Origin of the sequence: Pimelobacter simplex (assembly GCF_024662235.1) — a bacterium.
Classification (GTDB): domain Bacteria; phylum Actinomycetota; class Actinomycetes; order Propionibacteriales; family Nocardioidaceae; genus Nocardioides.
Map to the genome: position 1 here is coordinate 4,051,408 of NZ_CP096276.1, position 15,620 is coordinate 4,067,027.

Consider the following 15,620-nt stretch of genomic DNA (forward strand, 5'->3'; position numbering starts at 1 on the left):
CTAGGGGGATGGGTCGGAGACCGACCCCTACCCGCCCACCTGCCTCACCTAACGCGAGCGCCGCGCGCCGGGGGTGTCCTAGGACAGCTCGCGCTTGAGGATCTTGCCCGTGGCGGTCATCGGCAGGCCCTCGACGATCTCGACGACGCGGGGGTACTTGTAGGCCGCCATCTGCTCCTTGCCCCACGCGACGATCTCGTCGGCGGCGGCCTCCGCACCCGGCTTGAGGATGACGAACGCCTTGATCTCCTCGCCGTGGCTCTCGTGCGGGACGCCGATCACGGCGGCGAGCGAGACGGCCGGGTGGGTGAGGAGGACCTCCTCGATCTCGCGCGGGTAGACGTTGTAGCCACCGCGGATGATCATGTCCTTGGACCGGTCGACGATGTAGTACCAGCCGTCGGCGTCCTTCTTGCCGAGGTCACCGGAGCGGAACCAGCCCTCGGCGTCGATCGCCTCGGCCGTGGCGTCGGCCCGCTTGTAGTAGCCCTTCATGATGTTGTGGCCCTTGATGGCGATCTCGCCGATGCCGTCGGGGTCGGTGATCTCGGCCCAGCTGTCGGGGTCGATGAGCTTCATCTCGACGCCGGGGATCGGCGTACCGATGGAGCCGACGCGGACCGGCTCGCCCAGGCGCGAGAAGCTCGCGACCGGCGAGGTCTCGGAGAGGCCGTAGCCCTCGAGGATGGTGACGCCGAAGCGCTCCTCGAACTGGTGGTGCACCTCGACCGGCAGCGCGGCGCCGCCGGCCACCGCGACGCGGAGGTTCTCGGCGAGCGTCTTGACGTCGACGGTGTCGTCGAGCGCGCCGAGCAGGCCCCAGTACATCGTGGGGACGCCGGCGAAGAAGGAGACCTTCTCCTTGAGCATCAGGCCCAGCGCGGGCGCGGCCTCGAAGCGCGGCAGCATCACGACGGTGCCACCGAAGGCGAAGGCGCCGTTCTGGATGACGGTCTGGCCGAACGAGTGGAACAGCGGCAGCACGCAGAGGTAGGTGTCCGGGTGGTCCGGGTCGGCGCCGAACAGGTCGGTGCCGGCGAGCGCGTTGTCGCGCATGTTGCGGTGCCGCAGCTCGGCGCCCTTGGGCTGGCCGGTGGTGCCCGAGGTGTAGAGGATGACGGCGGTGTCGTCGTCGTCGACGGCGACCGTGTCGAAGGTCGGCGCCTGGCCGGCCAGGCCCTGGCCGAGCGTCTCGGTGCCCTCGATCGGCGACGGCGCGGTCGGGTCGGCGGTGATGACGAAGAAGTGCTCGCAGCCGTCGGCGGCCTGGAAGCCGTCGTACGCCTCGGCGCCGATGGGCAGGTCCGGCGTGCCCTGGAAGGCGAAGTAGGCCTTCGCGTCGGAGTCACCGAGGTGGTAGGCGACCTCGCGGCCCTTGAGCAGCACGTTGAGCGGGACGACGGTCGCGCCGGCCTTGAGGATGCCGTAGTAGACGATCGTGAAGTACGGCAGGTTGGGGCAGCTCAGCGCCACCTTGTCACCGGGCTTGATCCCCCGCGAGACCAGCAGGTTGGCGACCTGGTTGGCCGCCCCGTTGACCTGGGGGTAGCTCAGGCGCGTGTCCCCGAAGACGATCGCGGTGCGGTCGGGGAACTTCTGGGCGCTGTTCTCGAGGAACTCGGCGAGGTTCGTCATGCGCACAAACTACTGGCCGGTCGTGAGCACGGTCACTGTGCGCAGGACCAGAGCCGCTCGTTCGGCCCTGTGCCCGGGACCAAGGAGTGATGAGTTCCGGCGGCCCCCGCCGTCCTACGTCCGAGAGGACACCCGAACGACGGAGAGGCGGACGTGATGAGTGTGGAGATGCAGGGCAAGGTGCTCCCCATGAGCGAGATCGACGAGGCGGCGTTCACGCGGCTGGCGGAGCGGCACCGGCGCGAGCTGCACGTGCACTGCTACCGGATGCTCGGCTCGTTCCAGGACGCCGAGGACACCGTGCAGGAGACCTTCCTGCGGGCCTGGCGGCGGCGCGAGACCTACGAGGGACGCGCGACCTTCCGGGCCTGGCTCTACCGGATCGCGACCAACGCCTGCCTGGACCTGCTGGCCCAGCGCCGTCCCGAGCCCGCGTCGGGCGGCGAGGTGACCTGGCTGCAGCCCTACCCGGACCGGCTCCTCGACGAGCTCTCCGCGGACGACGCGGACGAGCCGGAGGCCGTCGCCCTCGCCCGCGAGACCGTCGAGCTGGCCTACCTGGCCGCCGTCCAGCACCTCGCCCCGCGGCCCCGGGCGGTGCTGATCCTGCGCGACGTGCTCGGCTGGCCGGCCAAGGACGTCGGCGCGTTCCTCGGCGACTCGGTCAACTCGGTCAACAGCGCCCTGCAGCGCGCCCGGGCCGGGCTGCGCGAGCACCTGCCCGCCGAGCGGCAGGACTGGTCGGGCGGCACGGGCGGGACGGGCGGCACCAGAGCGGACGACGTACGGACGCGGGAGCTGGTCCGCCGCTACACCGACGCCAGCGTCGCCACCGACGTCGACACCCTGGCCGCGATGCTGCGCGACGACGTCCGCTGCTCGATGCCGCCCACCCCGGGCGTGCAGGTCGGCCGCGACGCGGTGGTGGCCGACTGGGTCTCCGGCGGGTTCGTCGGCATGACCGGGCTGCGCGGCGTCCCCACGGGGGTGAACCGGCAGCCCGCCGTCGCCTTCTACCTGTGGCAGGAGGACGCGGGCGCCTACCTGCCGCTGACCATCGACGTCCTGCGGATCACCGGCGGGGCGATCACCGAGATCACCACCTTCGACCACGAGCAGTTCCCGCGGCTCGGGCTGCCCGCGCGGCTGGAGGCCGAGCCCGGCGACGCGTCGTGAGCGGGCCGGCCGGGACCGGCGCCGTGGCGGTGGTCGCGGCCCTGGGCCGGTGGAGCGCTCAGCCCACCCGGCGGTTCGTGCGGGTCACGGTCGCGCTGGCCCGGAGCCTCCGGCTCAGAAGCGCTCGCCAGTGAGCAGCTCGTAGGCCTCGAGGTAGCGCGAGCGGGTCCGCTCGACGACCTCGGGCGGCAGCGGCGGCGGGGCCTCACCGGACGACTTGACCCAGCCGCTCTCGGGCGAGAGGGCCCAGTTGCGCACGATCTGCTTGTCGTACGACGGCTGCGCGCGCCCGGGCTGCCAGTCGTCGGCCGGCCAGTAGCGCGAGGAGTCGGGGGTGAGGACCTCGTCGGCGAGCACGATCGTGCCGTCGCCGCCGGGGGCGACGCCGAACTCGAACTTGGTGTCGGCGAGCAGGATGCCCTTGCTGCGGGCGATCTCCTCGGCGCGGCTGTAGACCCGGAGGGTCAGGTCGCGCAGGGCGGCGGCGGTGTCGGCGCCGACGGTGGCCACGACGGCGTCGTACGAGACGTTCTCGTCGTGGTCGCCGAGGTCGGCCTTGGTGGCGGGGGTGAAGATCGGCGTCTCCAGGCGGCTGCCGTCGTCGAGGCCGGCGGGCAGGGCGATGCCGCAGACCTCGCCGGTGGCGCGGTAGTCGAGCAGGCCGGAGCCGGTGAGGTAGCCGCGGGCGACGCACTCGACGGGGAACATGTCGAGGCGCTCGCAGATGACGGCGCGGCCGCGGACGGCCTCGGGGACGTCGGTGGAGATGACGTGGTTCGGGACGAGGTCGGCGAGCTGGTCGAACCACCACAGCGACATCCGGGTGAGGATCTCGCCCTTGTCGGGGATCGTCGTCTCGAGCACGAAGTCGAAGATCGAGAGCCGGTCGCTGGCGACCATGAGGAGCTTGCCGGTGTGCGGTCCCTCGGTCAGCTCGTAGAGGTCGCGCACCTTGCCGGAGTGCAGGTGGCGGGCGCCGGGCAGCTCGGGTGCGGGCGGGATGTTCGCGAGCGTCACGGACCACAGCCTATTGATCCGTCGCCGCGGGCCCGCCGCCGCGGTCCGGCATCGTTGCGCGCTCTCATGTTGTTTAACTACACTGACTTACCAGACATTGTGAGCGAGGGGACCTCCATGACCCGAGAGCCGCGGCCCGACTTCCTGCTCGTCGGTGCGCCCAAGGCCGGCACGAGCGCGCTCCACCTCGCGCTCGCCGCGCACCCCGACGTCTTCGTGACCACCCCCAAGGAACCGAAGTTCTGGCTCTGCGAGGACGCCCCGCCGCCGCACTGGCGCGGGCCCGGCGACCGGCACTCGCAGCAGGAGTGGATCTGGCACCCCGACCGGTACGCCGACCTCTTCCGCCCCGCTCCCCCGGACGCGCTCCGCGGCGAGAGCACTCCCTTCTACCTCTGGCACCGCGGCGCCCAGCGCCGGATCGCCGAGGCGCTGCCCGGCGTACGGATCGTCGCGGTGGTGCGCGACCCGATCGACCGCGCCTACAGCAACTGGATGCACCTGTGGTCCGACGGTCTCGAGCCGGAGGCGGACTTCGAGACCGCGTTCGCCCTCCAGGACGAGCGGATCGCGGCCGGCTACGCGCCCTTCTGGCACTACCGCGACCTCGGCCTGTACGGCGAGCAGCTGCGCGACCTGCTCAAGCTGGTCGAGCCTGCGCGGGTGCTCGTCGTCCGCTACCGCGACATCGTGGACCACCCGGCCGCCACGATCGACCGGACCTGCCGCTTCCTCGGCATCCGCGAGGGCCAGGTGACGTCGATCCCCCGCGACAACTCCCGTCCGTACGTCGCCCCGGGCTGGCGTCCGCGCCTGCTCGGCCCGGTCGTGCGCGCCGGCGCCGCGGCCGGGCAGTTCGCGCCGCCCGAGGTCTGGCGGCGGGCGAGCGTGCCGCTGGTCGCGCGCCTGCAGGCCCGCGACGCCCACCGGCCCTCGCTGAGCCCGGCCCAGCGGGAGCGGCTGCTGCCCGCGTTCGCCGACGACATCGGGCTGCTCGGCGAGCTGACCGGCGAGGACTTCTCCGACTGGCTCTCGACCCGCGACCGCGGCTCGTTCGCGCAGCGGAGCGGCGCCGCCCCGGGGCTCAGCGCACCAGCGTGACCAGGTCGTGGGCACCGTCGGAGCGCGCGGCCTCGACGTAGAAGCGGGTCCGGCCGTCCGGCAGCGGCACCGCGCTGGCATAGCGCCACGCCCCGTCGCCGTGGGGCGAGGTGATCGGCGGGCCGTCCACCGCGACGAGCCGGCGGCCGTCCCAGGTGGCCACGCCGGTCGTCTCGAACCAGTTGGACGCGGCGTCGGGACGGCCGTCGTACAGGACGGTGAGGGGGGCACCCTCGGCCCGCGGCAGGACGGCGGTGACCCGGGCGCCGCGGGCGTCCCACTCCCCCGGGCGGCCGGCGAGCACCACGCCGCGGTCGGTCCAGGTCAGGCCGTCGGGGCTGGTGAGCCGGCGGGTGGTCATCCGGTCCTCGTGACCGGGCTCGTCGAGGGGGTGGCAGCACAGCCACATCTCCCAGCCGTCCGGGCCGTGGGTGACCACGGGGTCCTTGACCGCGACCAGGTCGTCGCCGGGCAGCACCACCTGGCGCCGGCCGTGCGGCAGCTCCTCGGGCGTGGCGGCGGTGAGGCTGTCGACCCACCAGTGCTTCGAGCCGGGCGTCGCGCACGAGAGGTAGAGGCGCCAGCCCACGCCCGGCACGGGCACGAGCACCGGGCGCTCGAACGACTCGCAGCCGAAGGCGTCGCGGTGCACCTCGGCGACCGGCGCGAACCGCTCGCCGTCGTCGGAGCGGGCGACCACGACCGTGACGCCGCGCCCCTCGCTCAGCGGACGGCGCACCCGGTAGGTCAGCCAGTAGACGCCGTCGACGAGGACCGCGCTCGCCGCACCGGCCCAGTTGCCGGCCCCCGCGGCGGGAGCGGGGACGACGACCCGCGGGTCGTCGTACGTCGGGACGGTCACGGCACCGAGGCTCATGTCCGCGATCATACTTCACAAGATCGATCGACTTTGATGGGAGAGCGGGGGCGGCGACGAGCGCGCCGAGCACGAGTGGCAGCATGACGCCATGACGGAGCCCGCGCAGCCGCTCACCGACAGCACGTCCTTCGCCCCCGACCAGGTGGTCTGGGAAGACGAGATCTGGGTCCTCGCCCGCCACGACGCCGGCGACCGGCTCGGGCTGACCCTCCACCACCGCGACCCCGAGGCGTTCGGCCAGCTCTCCGACGAGCACGCCTCGCAGCTGGGCCGGATCGGCAACCGCCTGATCCGGATCATCGAGAACCTCCCCGACGCCGGCAAGGTCACCCTCGGCCGGACGACGGGCGAGTACGTCCAGCTCGCGTTCGAGGCCCCGGGCGTCGGCGCCGAGCGGCTCCACGACATCGCGGTCAAGCTCGCCAACTGGGGCGGGGACGCCCGCGCCTGATTCCGCTCCCGAGCGGCGCTCGGGGCACTAGAGTCCCCTCGGAAAGGGGGCGACTCTGATGACGGCGATGGGGCCCGTCCTGCTCACCCGTCCCCGGCTGCACGCCCGCCTGGACCCGGACGAGCCGCGGATCGCCGTCCTGTCGGCGCCGAGCGGCTCGGGCAAGACCAGCCTGGTCCGCTGCTGGGTCGCCTCGCGCGCCCCCGGGACCGTCGTCTGGGCGACCCTCGAGACCGACCACGTCCGCCGCGCGAGCTTCTGGCAGACCGTCCTCACCAACGCCGGCCGGCTCGGGGTGCTGCCCGTCGCCGAGGCCGCCGGCCTGATCGGCGAGGTCGAGCGCACCCACGACCTGCCCGCGGTCGTCGCCGGCGCGCTGTCCGGACGCGGCCCGCTGGTGCTGGTGGTCGACGCCCACGAGCGGCTGCGCGACGACACCGGCGCCGTCGACGCCGACCTGACCCGCCTGGTCCAGCTGTGCCCCGAGCTCAAGGTGGTCGTCACCACCCGGACCACCACCGGGCTGGCCGCGCCGGGGCGCACGCTGCGCGGGGACGTCGAGCTGCTCGGCGCCGCCGACCTCGCCTTCACCGAGGCCGAGACCCGCGACCTGCTCACCGCCTTCGGCGAGCCCGGGGTCGCCGCGAGCGCCGCCGAGCTGCACGCGGTCACCGACGGCTTCCCGCTCGCCGTGCGCGCGGGCATGCTCTCGCTGAGCCGCGCCGGCGCCGGACCCGACGCACCCGACTGGCAGTCGCTGGTCGCCGACGACCTGCGGCTCCAGCTCGGCGCCGGGGCGGCCTACGACTTCGTGCTGGCGACCTGCGTGCCGCCGTACTTCGACACCGACCTCGCGCTCGACCTCACCGGGAGCACCGACGTCAAGGAGACGCTCGCCGAGCTCGAGTGGAACGGCTTCGGCCGCTGGATCCCGTTCGCCCCCGGCCGCCAGGTCTTCCAGTACGTCGAGTCGCTGCGGACCGCCATGCTCGCCGACGCCGCGCGCCTCCCCGCCGCCCAGCAGGCGCGCGCCGCGTTGCTCGCCGCGACCTGGCTGCACCGCAACGGCAACTTCGAGACCGCCTTCGAGGTCGCCGTCGCCGCCCGCCAGTACGACTTCGCGGGCCGGGTCTACGCCGCGCTGGTCGCCAGCGACCCCGACACGATCACCACCGGCCGCTTCGACCGGCACCTCGCGTCGGTGCCGCGCAGCGCGCTCACCCAGTACCCCGCGCTGGCCCTCGGCCGCGGCCTCGCGTGCCACCGCAACCCCGCCCTGCTGGGCGCCGCGGCGGAGTTCTTCCGCATCCCCGCCGCATGGACCGGACCGCGGCTGCCCGAGATGGGCCCCGGCGAGGTGCTCATGGGCCACACCGCCAAGGTCGCGAGCCTGCGGGTGCTCGGCCGCTTCGACGAGTCCGCCCGCGCGGCCCACCAGGCGCTCGCCTACTTCGACACGATCCCCGACGGGGAGCAGCACCACGTCGCCGACCTCGGCGCCACACTGCTGCGCCACCTGGCGTACTCGCTGTTCCAGGACGGGCAGGTCGACGCGGCCCGCGCGTCCGCCCTGCGCGCCATCGCGATGAGCACCCGGCCCGAGTCGCTCAACCACACGGCCGTCTACGTCGTCGGGTTCAACGCGCTCGACGGGCGTTCCGCGGACGCCCGCGCCGCGCGCGGCCACGTCGACCCGGAGGCCTGGCGCCCCGGCCAGACCCGGACCTACAGCAACGCACTGGGCCGGATCGGGCAGGCGGCGCTGCTGCTCGACGACTTCGAGCTGGAGGCCTCCGTCGCCGAGTACGACGGCTGCGCGTTCGCGACGACCTCCGAGTTCTGGCCCTTCGTCACCTGGACGCTGATGCACGCGCGGCTCGGGCTGGGCCACGCGGCCACCGAGGCGCACCGGGTCGAGGCCGCGCTCGCCCGCACGCCCGCACCGCCGGGGATGACCGACAGCATGGGCGCGGCCGCCGTACGGGGGGCGCTCGCGGTGCTCTGGCTGGCCGCCGGCAACCGGACCAAGGCCGGGCCGCTGCTCCGGCTCCGCTCCCGCTACAGCGGCCAGGTCGCGCCCGCGGTGACGCTCGCCCGGCTGCTCGCCGGGGAGCCGGCCGAGGCGCTGGCGGCGCTGCCCCGGCTCGAGACCCGGCCCGGTCACACGACCCGCTCGCTCGCGGCGACGCTCACCATCGGTGCCGCCGCGGCGCTGCGCACCGGCCTGCCCGACACGGCCGCGGCACTGCTCGACCGGGTGCTCGCCCTGGTCGGCCCGGGCGGCGCGCGGGCCCACCTGATGTACCTGCCCGCGAGCGACCTGGTCGCGCTGCGCGCCCTCGCCGCCGAGCGCGGCGACGCGGGGCTGCGCGACTACCTGGCCGGTCCGGTGCCGGACGCCATCACCAGCGAGACCCTCGCCGCCTCGCTGACCCCGCAGGAGCGCGTGGTGATCTCCGCCCTGGCCCACCACCCGACCCGGGCCGCGGCCGCCGCCGCGCTGCACGTCACCGAGAACACGGTGAAGACCCACCTGCAGCGGATCTACCGCAAGCTCGGGGTCAACTCCCGCGACGCGGTCATCGAGAAGGCGATCGAGCTGGACCTGCTGGCTCCGCGCTGAGCGTCGCGGTCTCGCTGCGGCGTGCCGTCAGGGCGAGGACCAGCGCCGCGAGCAGGCCGGAGACCGCGCAGATCGTCCACACCGCGTAGTAGCCGCCGAGGCTGCCGCCGCTCACCTTGAGCGAGCCCGTGCTCGCCAGGCAGATCGCGAAGACGGACGACGCGAGGCCGCCGCCGATCGTCTTGCTGGCGTTGGTGAGCCCGGTCGCCGAGCCGACCCGGCCGGGCGGCGCGACCGCGGCCGCCGCGGCGGGGATCGCCGCGACCAGGCCGCCGGTGCCGAGACCGATCACCGCCATCACGCCCCACGCCGCGCCGGGGTCGGCGTGCAGGGGCAGCCAGGCGGCGTACCCGGCGGCGTAGACGAGGCAGCCCGCGACCATCGCGCGCCGGGCACCGAGCCAGCGGCTGATCGGCCCCAGGGTCAGCGCGCCGATCGCCAGGCAGGCGACGTAGAACGCGACCCGGGCCGAGCCCTGCGCCGCGGTGAGGCCGAAGCCGTAGCCGTGCACCGCCGGGTCGCTGCGGAAGTACGTCGACAGCGGCACCTGCGCGCCGAGCAGCGACATGCCGACGAGGAACGCCGTGGCCTGGACGCTCCACTGCGCGGGGTGGGTGAGCAGCCGGACGTCGACCATCGGGTCGGCGTGGCCGGCCTCGTAGCGCCACCAGGGCACCAGCAACGCGAGGCCGAGCGCGACCAGCAGCCACGCCGGCACCGAGGTCACGCCGTCGAGGCGGATGAGCACGAGACCACCGAGGACGGCCAGGACGGCGAGCGCCATCAGGCCGAGCCCGCCCCAGTCGAAGCGACCGCCGCCGGGCAGGCCCGGGAGGTCCTCCAGCAGCAGGAGCAGCGGGAGGCACAGCGTCACCACGACCGCCGGCAGGACCAGCATGGTGGTGAGCGAGACCCGCTCTGCCAGCTGCCCGGCGAGCAGCGCGGCCACGATCACCGACAGCTCCAGCGTGGCCACCAGGATCGCCGCCACCCGGCGGGTGACCCGGCCCTGGTCGGGACGGCCTGCCGTGCGCCGGTGGATCACCGCGACCTCGATCGGCAGCCACACGACGTAGGTGCCCTGGAGAGTCCAGGCGACCAGCATCACCGGGAAGGTCGGCGCCAGTGCGATCCCCCAGGTCGCCACCGCCACGACGGCGGTCGCGCCGATGAGCACCCGCCGGTGCCCGACCATGTCGCCCAGCCGGGCCAGCGGGGGCACGACCAGCGCGGAAAAGATCAGCTGGGCGGCCTCGAGCCAGTTCAGGTCGGCGTACCGGACGTCGAGGTCGTGGGCGATGTCGACCAGCACCGGGCCGTAGTAGCCCTGGATCACGCCGCTCGCGACCTCGACCGCGGCGAGCAGCGCGATGACGGCGAGGAGCGGGTGACGCGGCGGGCGACATCCGCGACGGAGCATTGTCACAGCACTCATGGTGGGGGTTCGCTGAATCCGCCGGTGCATGTCGTCCGGCCCTCGGAACGAAAGATGCTCCCTTGCGCGCTCCCCGCACCCCTTCCCTCGTCCGTCGCGCTCTCGTGACGGCACCGCTCGCCCTCGCCCTCGCCCTCACCGGGACGACGGTCGTGGCCACCGTCGGCGCGAGCCCCGCCCGCGCCGCGGCGGCGCCGGGGCCGGTCCAGCCGTGCGGCCCGACGCCGTCGTCCGGGTTCGCGCAGAGCGAGGTCGTCACCGGCCTCGACGAGCCGACCGTCCTCGACGTCGACGGCGCCGGCAACGTCTTCGTCGTCGAGAGCGGCACCGGCCGCCCGCTCAAGCTCGTCCCGCTGGCCTCCGGCTACGCGACCGTCGTGCTTCCCGACAACATCAACCAGGGCCACGGCATCGCCGTGGGGGCCGACGGCGACGTGTGGTTCTCGGCCGGCGGCAACAACGTCGTGTCCCGGCTGATCCCGTCGGGCTCCAGCTATGTCCTCGAGCACGCCGTGGCCTGGGGCATGGCGTACCCGGCCGCCCTGGCGATCGCCGGCCCGGAGCAGGTCTACGTGACGGCGGCCAACGGCGGGAAGGTGCTGGCCCTGACGCCCGGCAACCCCGACTGGGTCCAGACCGAGGTGCGGTCGACCCCGCCGGGCTACCAGCCGTTCGGGCTGGCGCTCGACGACGACGGCGCGCTCTACTCCACCGCCTTCAGCAACGCCACCACGAGCCAGGTCGTCCGGTCCACGCCGTCGGGCGGCGGCTGGACGCACACCGAGATCCCGGTGACCGGCCTGAGCAGCCCCCGCGGCATCGAGGTCGGCCCGGACGGCACGCTCTACGTCGCCGACACCGGCAACGACCGGATCGTGACGCTCACCCCGGCCGGGGCCGGCTGGACCCAGGCGGTGCTGCCGGTCACCGGCCTCGCCGCGCCCCACGACGTCGCCCTCGACGACGACGGGAACCTGTACGTCACCGACACCGGCAACGACCGCGTCGTCAAGCTGACCCCGCGCACCGTGCAGGCCGTCGCCGACACCGCCACCACCACGGGCGGCGCCCCGGTGACCACCGACGTCCGGGCCAACGACAACGGCGGCGGTGCGGCCCTCGCCGTACCGACCGTGGCGACGCACCCCGCGCACGGCACGGTCGCCGTCACCCCGAACGGCGCGATCACCTACACGCCGGACGCCGGCTTCTCCGGCACCGACACCTACACGTACGCCGTCCGCAACGCCGGCGGCACCGTGTGCGACACCGCCCAGGTCACCGTGACCGTGGGCCAGGACAACTCCTGCGGCCCGGTCGGGACCACCGGCGGCACCGGTCGCACCGTCATCCCGTCGGGCATCGAGTACCCCAGCCAGCTGGCGATCGACGGCGACGGCCGCCTCTTCGTCACCGACACCGACCGCGGCGAGGTCGTACGGCTCACCCCGTCGGGTTCCGGCTTCACGCGCTCGGTGGTCGCGACCGGCGTCGCCGGCGCGGCCGGCATCGCCGTCGACGACGACGGGAACCTGTTCGTCACCTCCTGGAACGCCGGCACCGTCACCCGGCTGGCCCCGTCGGGCGGCGGCTACACCAGCACGGTGGTCGCCTCCGGTCCGCTCCTCGGCCAGCTCCACGGGATCGCGGTCGCCCCGAACGGCGACCTCTACGTCTCCGCCAACACCCACCAGCTCAACCAGGGCCGGGTGCTGCGTCTGGTCGCCGCCTCGGGCTACGCCACCGAGGTCGTTGCCTCCGGTCTGACGTTCCCGCACGCCGTCGCCGTCGACCCGGCCGGCACCGCCTACGTCGTCACCGCGTCCACCGTGGTCCGGATCCGGACGACCGTCACCGGCTCCACCCAGGACGTCGTGGCGACCGGGCTCCAGGACGCCTACGGTCTCGCGGCCGACGCCGACGGCAACCTCTTCGTCGGCGACACCTCCCACCAGCGGATCCTCCGGCTCACCCCGTCGGGCGGCGGCTTCGCCTCCTCGGTCGTCCCGGGCTGGGGCGACACCGGCCCGCTGGGCATCGCGGTGCGCGGCGACGGCGTCCTCTTCGTGGCCGACGGCGGGACCAACCAACTCGTCATGCTCGGTCCCGCACGGCTCGAGGCCGGGGACGACACCACCGCCGTCACGGGCGGCGGCTCGGTGATCACCGACGTCCGGGCGAACGACACGACCAACGCGCCGCTGGCCGCGCCGACCGTCGTCGGCGCTCCGGCGCACGGCACGGCCGCGGTCAACCCCGACGGCACCATCACCTACACGCCCGCGGCGGGCTGGTCCGGCACCGACCACTACACCTACGAGGTCCGCGACACCGCCGCGCCCGCCCAGGTCTGCGACGTCGCCACGGTGACGATCGAGGTCGCCGCGGACGACGGCTGCGCGCCCCTCTCCTCGACGGCGTACGCCGGCCGCTTCGTCGCGACCCACGACCTGGTCGAGCCGACCGGCATCGCGGTCGACGCGCGGCGGATCGTCTTCATCTCCGACCCCGGCAGCCCGGCGGTGATCGGCTGGGGCCCCGGCAGCGGCCCCTCGACGATCGACTCCCGGCCGGGCCTGGACCCGCAGGGCATCGCGGTCGACGCCGACGGCAACGTCTTCTACGCCGACGAGGGCGACCACGAGATCGTCCGGCTGGACTGGTCCGAGGCCGACCACGACTACGGCACGCGCACGGTGCTCGCCGGCGACCTGCAGCGTCCCTCCGGCGTCGCCGTGGACGCCGACGGCAACGTCTACTTCACCGAGCGGGGCAGCGGCCACGTCGAGAAGCTGACGCCGTCCGGAGCGACGTACACGCGCCGGACCATCGCCGAGGGCCTCGACCGCCCGTACGGCATCGCCGTGGACGCCGACGGCAACCTGTTCGTCGCGGACCGCGGCCACGACCGGGTCGTGCGGCTGACGCCGTCCGGCGCCGACTACACGCCGTCGGTGGTGTCGACGAGTGTCGACGGCCCGACCGGCGTCGCGATCACCCCCGAGGGGGACCTGGTCATCGGCGACACCGGCAACAAGCGGGTGCTCCGGCTCGTCCCCACGGGCTCGGGCTACCGCCAGGAGACGATCCAGGCCTGGGGCGACCACGCCCCCACCTGGGTGGCGGCCTTCGACGGCGCGATCATCGTCGTCGACGCCGACGACACCGAGGTCGTCGTCCTCCCGTCGGTGCGCATCGACGCCGAGGACGACACCGCGAGCACCGATGCTCCGGACCCGGTGACCACCGACGTCCGGGCCAACGACACGTCCGCACCCGGGGGCGTCCCGCTCGGCACGCCGCGGATCACCACCGCACCGGCCGGCGGTACGGCGACGGTCGGCGGCGACGGCTCGGTCACCTACACGCCGGCGGAGGGCTTCTCCGGCGAGGACTCCTACGTCTACGCGGTGTCCGAGGACCAGGAGGCGCCGATCGCGTGCTCCGGTGCCACGGTGACCGTGACCGTCCGCAACGTGTTCACGCCGGGCTCCGGGGTGAGCACGCCGCAGAACGTCGCCCACCAGTCGGCGCTCACCGAGCTCGCGACCACCTCGGGCAAGCCCCTGGCGGCGTCCGGCGTCACCCAGGTGCGCGCACCCGGGCACGGCGCCGTCGAGATCCTCCCGAGCGGCGCCGTCACCTACACCCCGGCCGCGGGCTACAGCGGCCCGGACAGCTACGAGGTCGAGGTCTGCGACACCTCCGTGCCCCAGCAGTGCGCGGAGATCACCGTCCCGGTCACCGTCGGGACCAACACCGTGACGGCGACCGACGACGTGGCGAGCACCACCGTGGGCACCGCGGTCGACACCGACGTCACGGACAACGACCTCTCGGAGACCGGGCAGGACCTGGCCGAGCCCACGCTCACGACCGCGGCGGCGTACGGCACGGTGGTCGCCGCGGACGGCGGGTTCCGCTACACCCCGGGCGCCGGCTTCTCGGGCGTCGACTCCTACGAGTACCAGGTCTGCGACACCTCGACCGAGGTGCCGTTCTGCGACACCGCGACGGTGCGGGTGACCGTGGCCAACGTGTTCACGACCGGGGCCGCGGTCACGACCGCGCAGGACGTCCCCGTGGTCACCGACCTGGCCGACATCGCGAGCACCACCGGCAAGCCGCTGGACCCGGCGGCCGTCACCGTGGTGACCCCGCCGGAGCACGGCTCGGTCGTCGTCGACGAGGCCACCGGCGCGGTGACCTACCGGCCGGCGTCCGGCTTCCACGGCGACGACGGCTACACCGTCCGGGTCTGCGACACCTCCGCGCCGGTCCAGTGCCACGACGCCGAGGTGCGGCTCACCGTGACCGAGGACGACGAGGCCCCCGCCGCGCCGGTGATCACCACGACGACCCGCGCCCGGGTGGCGATCCCGGTCGACCGCTCCGGCGCCCCGCGCTCGGTCCGGCTCACCGACCAGGTCCGGATCTCCGGCTTCCGCCCCGGCGGTACGGCGTCCGGCCGGGCCACGCTGTACGGACCGGTCACGCGTCCGTCGGCGTCCATGTGCACCCGCGCCAACGCGGTCGGGACGGTCTTCTTCACGCCGCGCGACGGCACCCTCACCACGCCCTCGATCACCGTGCGCGAGCCCGGCTACTACACGTGGGTCGTCTCGACCACGGCCGACGAGCACAACGCGGCCGCGAGCCACTCCTGCGGCCAGGTCGCGGAGACCACCCTCGTGCACCGGCCCGCGGTCGGGAAGGTGCGCGTCGAGGCGGGCTTCTCGGGAACCCGCTCCCCGGTGGCCGGTCGCCGGCTGCGCCCGGTCCAGGTCTCCGTGCCCGCGCTCGACATGAGCGCCCGGGTCGACACCGTCGGCGCCCGCCGCGGCACCCTGCAGCTGCCCGGCACCACCCGGCGCGGCGGCTGGCTCGCCGGCTCCGCCGCTCCCGGCGAGGCCGTCGGTGCCACCGTGATCGCCGGCCACGTCTCCGACCGCCGCGACCGGCCGGGGGCCTTCGGCAAGCTGCGCCAGGCCCGCAAGGGACAGCTCGTCAAGGTCCGCGGGGCCGACGGGGTCGTCCGGACCTACCGGATCGCCTCGGTCACCACCCAGCCGCGCGGCCGCGGCCTGAGCGGCGCCTCGGTCGCGACCACGGGCGAGCACCGGCTCACCCTGGTCACCTGCACCGGCCGGGTGACCTACCGCAACGGACGCTTCCACTACACGAAGAACCTCGTGGTGACGGCGGTGCCGGTGGGCTGAGACCCCGGTGCGGGTGACATGGCGGGCGACATCCCGCCCCCACCCTTGCCCCCGCCCACCCTGGCGGCCTTCGCTTGACCTGC

Annotated in this window: 9 protein-coding genes; 5 read left to right on the plus strand and 4 right to left on the minus strand. The window is 74.2% G+C overall.

What is annotated here, in order from left to right:
- Nucleotides 1–78: 78 nt before the first annotated feature.
- A complete protein-coding gene (locus M0M48_RS20005; RefSeq protein WP_257752477.1) occupies nucleotides 79–1,635 on the minus strand; it encodes a long-chain-fatty-acid--CoA ligase in 1,557 nt (518 codons plus the stop codon).
- Nucleotides 1,636–1,791: 156 nt separating this feature from the next.
- Between M0M48_RS20005 and M0M48_RS20010 the strand changes: the two genes are divergently transcribed.
- On the plus strand, nucleotides 1,792–2,811 hold the full coding sequence (locus tag M0M48_RS20010; RefSeq protein ID WP_257752478.1) for an RNA polymerase subunit sigma-70: 1,020 nt from the start codon (nucleotides 1,792–1,794) through the stop codon (nucleotides 2,809–2,811).
- A gap of 114 nt (nucleotides 2,812–2,925) precedes the next feature.
- On the opposite strand, the gene M0M48_RS20015 is transcribed toward M0M48_RS20010, so the two are convergent.
- Nucleotides 2,926–3,828: a phosphoribosylaminoimidazolesuccinocarboxamide synthase gene (locus M0M48_RS20015; RefSeq protein ID WP_257752479.1), complete on the minus strand. Its 903-nt coding sequence runs from the start codon at nucleotides 3,826–3,828 to the stop codon at nucleotides 2,926–2,928.
- A gap of 117 nt (nucleotides 3,829–3,945) precedes the next feature.
- On the opposite strand from M0M48_RS20015, the gene M0M48_RS20020 reads away from it, so the two are divergent.
- Entirely contained in the window at nucleotides 3,946–4,929 is a 984-nt protein-coding gene (locus tag M0M48_RS20020) for a sulfotransferase family protein (RefSeq protein WP_257752480.1), read from the plus strand.
- On the opposite strand, the gene M0M48_RS20025 is transcribed toward M0M48_RS20020, so the two are convergent.
- Nucleotides 4,913–5,806, minus strand: coding sequence for a hypothetical protein (locus M0M48_RS20025; RefSeq protein ID WP_257752481.1), 894 nt, complete (start codon nucleotides 5,804–5,806; stop codon nucleotides 4,913–4,915). The genes M0M48_RS20020 and M0M48_RS20025 overlap by 17 nt on opposite strands.
- Nucleotides 5,807–5,897: 91 nt before the next feature.
- Between M0M48_RS20025 and M0M48_RS20030 the strand changes: the two genes are divergently transcribed.
- On the plus strand, nucleotides 5,898–6,260 hold the full coding sequence (locus M0M48_RS20030; protein ID WP_215812850.1) for a hypothetical protein: 363 nt from the start codon (nucleotides 5,898–5,900) through the stop codon (nucleotides 6,258–6,260).
- Nucleotides 6,261–6,318: 58 nt separating this feature from the next.
- A complete protein-coding gene (locus M0M48_RS20035) occupies nucleotides 6,319–8,883 on the plus strand; it encodes a LuxR C-terminal-related transcriptional regulator (protein ID WP_257752482.1) in 2,565 nt (854 codons plus the stop codon).
- On the opposite strand, the gene M0M48_RS20040 is transcribed toward M0M48_RS20035, so the two are convergent.
- The gene (locus M0M48_RS20040; protein WP_257754501.1) at nucleotides 8,840–10,303 is read right to left on the minus strand and encodes an MFS transporter; all 1,464 of its coding nucleotides are present in this window, start codon (nucleotides 10,301–10,303) and stop codon (nucleotides 8,840–8,842) included. The genes M0M48_RS20035 and M0M48_RS20040 overlap by 44 nt on opposite strands.
- A 119-nt stretch (nucleotides 10,304–10,422) precedes the next feature.
- Between M0M48_RS20040 and M0M48_RS20045 the strand changes: the two genes are divergently transcribed.
- Nucleotides 10,423–15,537 (plus strand): Ig-like domain-containing protein, encoded by a 5,115-nt coding sequence (locus M0M48_RS20045; RefSeq protein ID WP_257752483.1) that lies wholly within the window; start codon nucleotides 10,423–10,425, stop codon nucleotides 15,535–15,537.
- The last annotated feature ends 83 nt before the right edge of the window (nucleotides 15,538–15,620 follow it).

Excerpts from the sequence above, each read along its gene's own strand:
- M0M48_RS20035 (WP_257752482.1), top strand. The coding sequence starts at position 6,319 with ATGACGGCGATGGGGCCCGTCCTGCTCACCCGTCCCCGGCTGCACGCC.
- M0M48_RS20030 (WP_215812850.1), top strand. The coding sequence starts at position 5,898 with ATGACGGAGCCCGCGCAGCCGCTCACCGACAGCACGTCCTTCGCCCCC.
- M0M48_RS20025 (WP_257752481.1), bottom strand. The coding sequence starts at position 5,806 with ATGAGCCTCGGTGCCGTGACCGTCCCGACGTACGACGACCCGCGGGTC.
- M0M48_RS20005 (WP_257752477.1), bottom strand. The coding sequence starts at position 1,635 with ATGACGAACCTCGCCGAGTTCCTCGAGAACAGCGCCCAGAAGTTCCCC.
- M0M48_RS20020 (WP_257752480.1), top strand. The coding sequence starts at position 3,946 with ATGACCCGAGAGCCGCGGCCCGACTTCCTGCTCGTCGGTGCGCCCAAG.
- M0M48_RS20040 (WP_257754501.1), bottom strand. The coding sequence starts at position 10,303 with ATGCTCCGTCGCGGATGTCGCCCGCCGCGTCACCCGCTCCTCGCCGTC.
- M0M48_RS20010 (WP_257752478.1), top strand. The coding sequence starts at position 1,792 with ATGAGTGTGGAGATGCAGGGCAAGGTGCTCCCCATGAGCGAGATCGAC.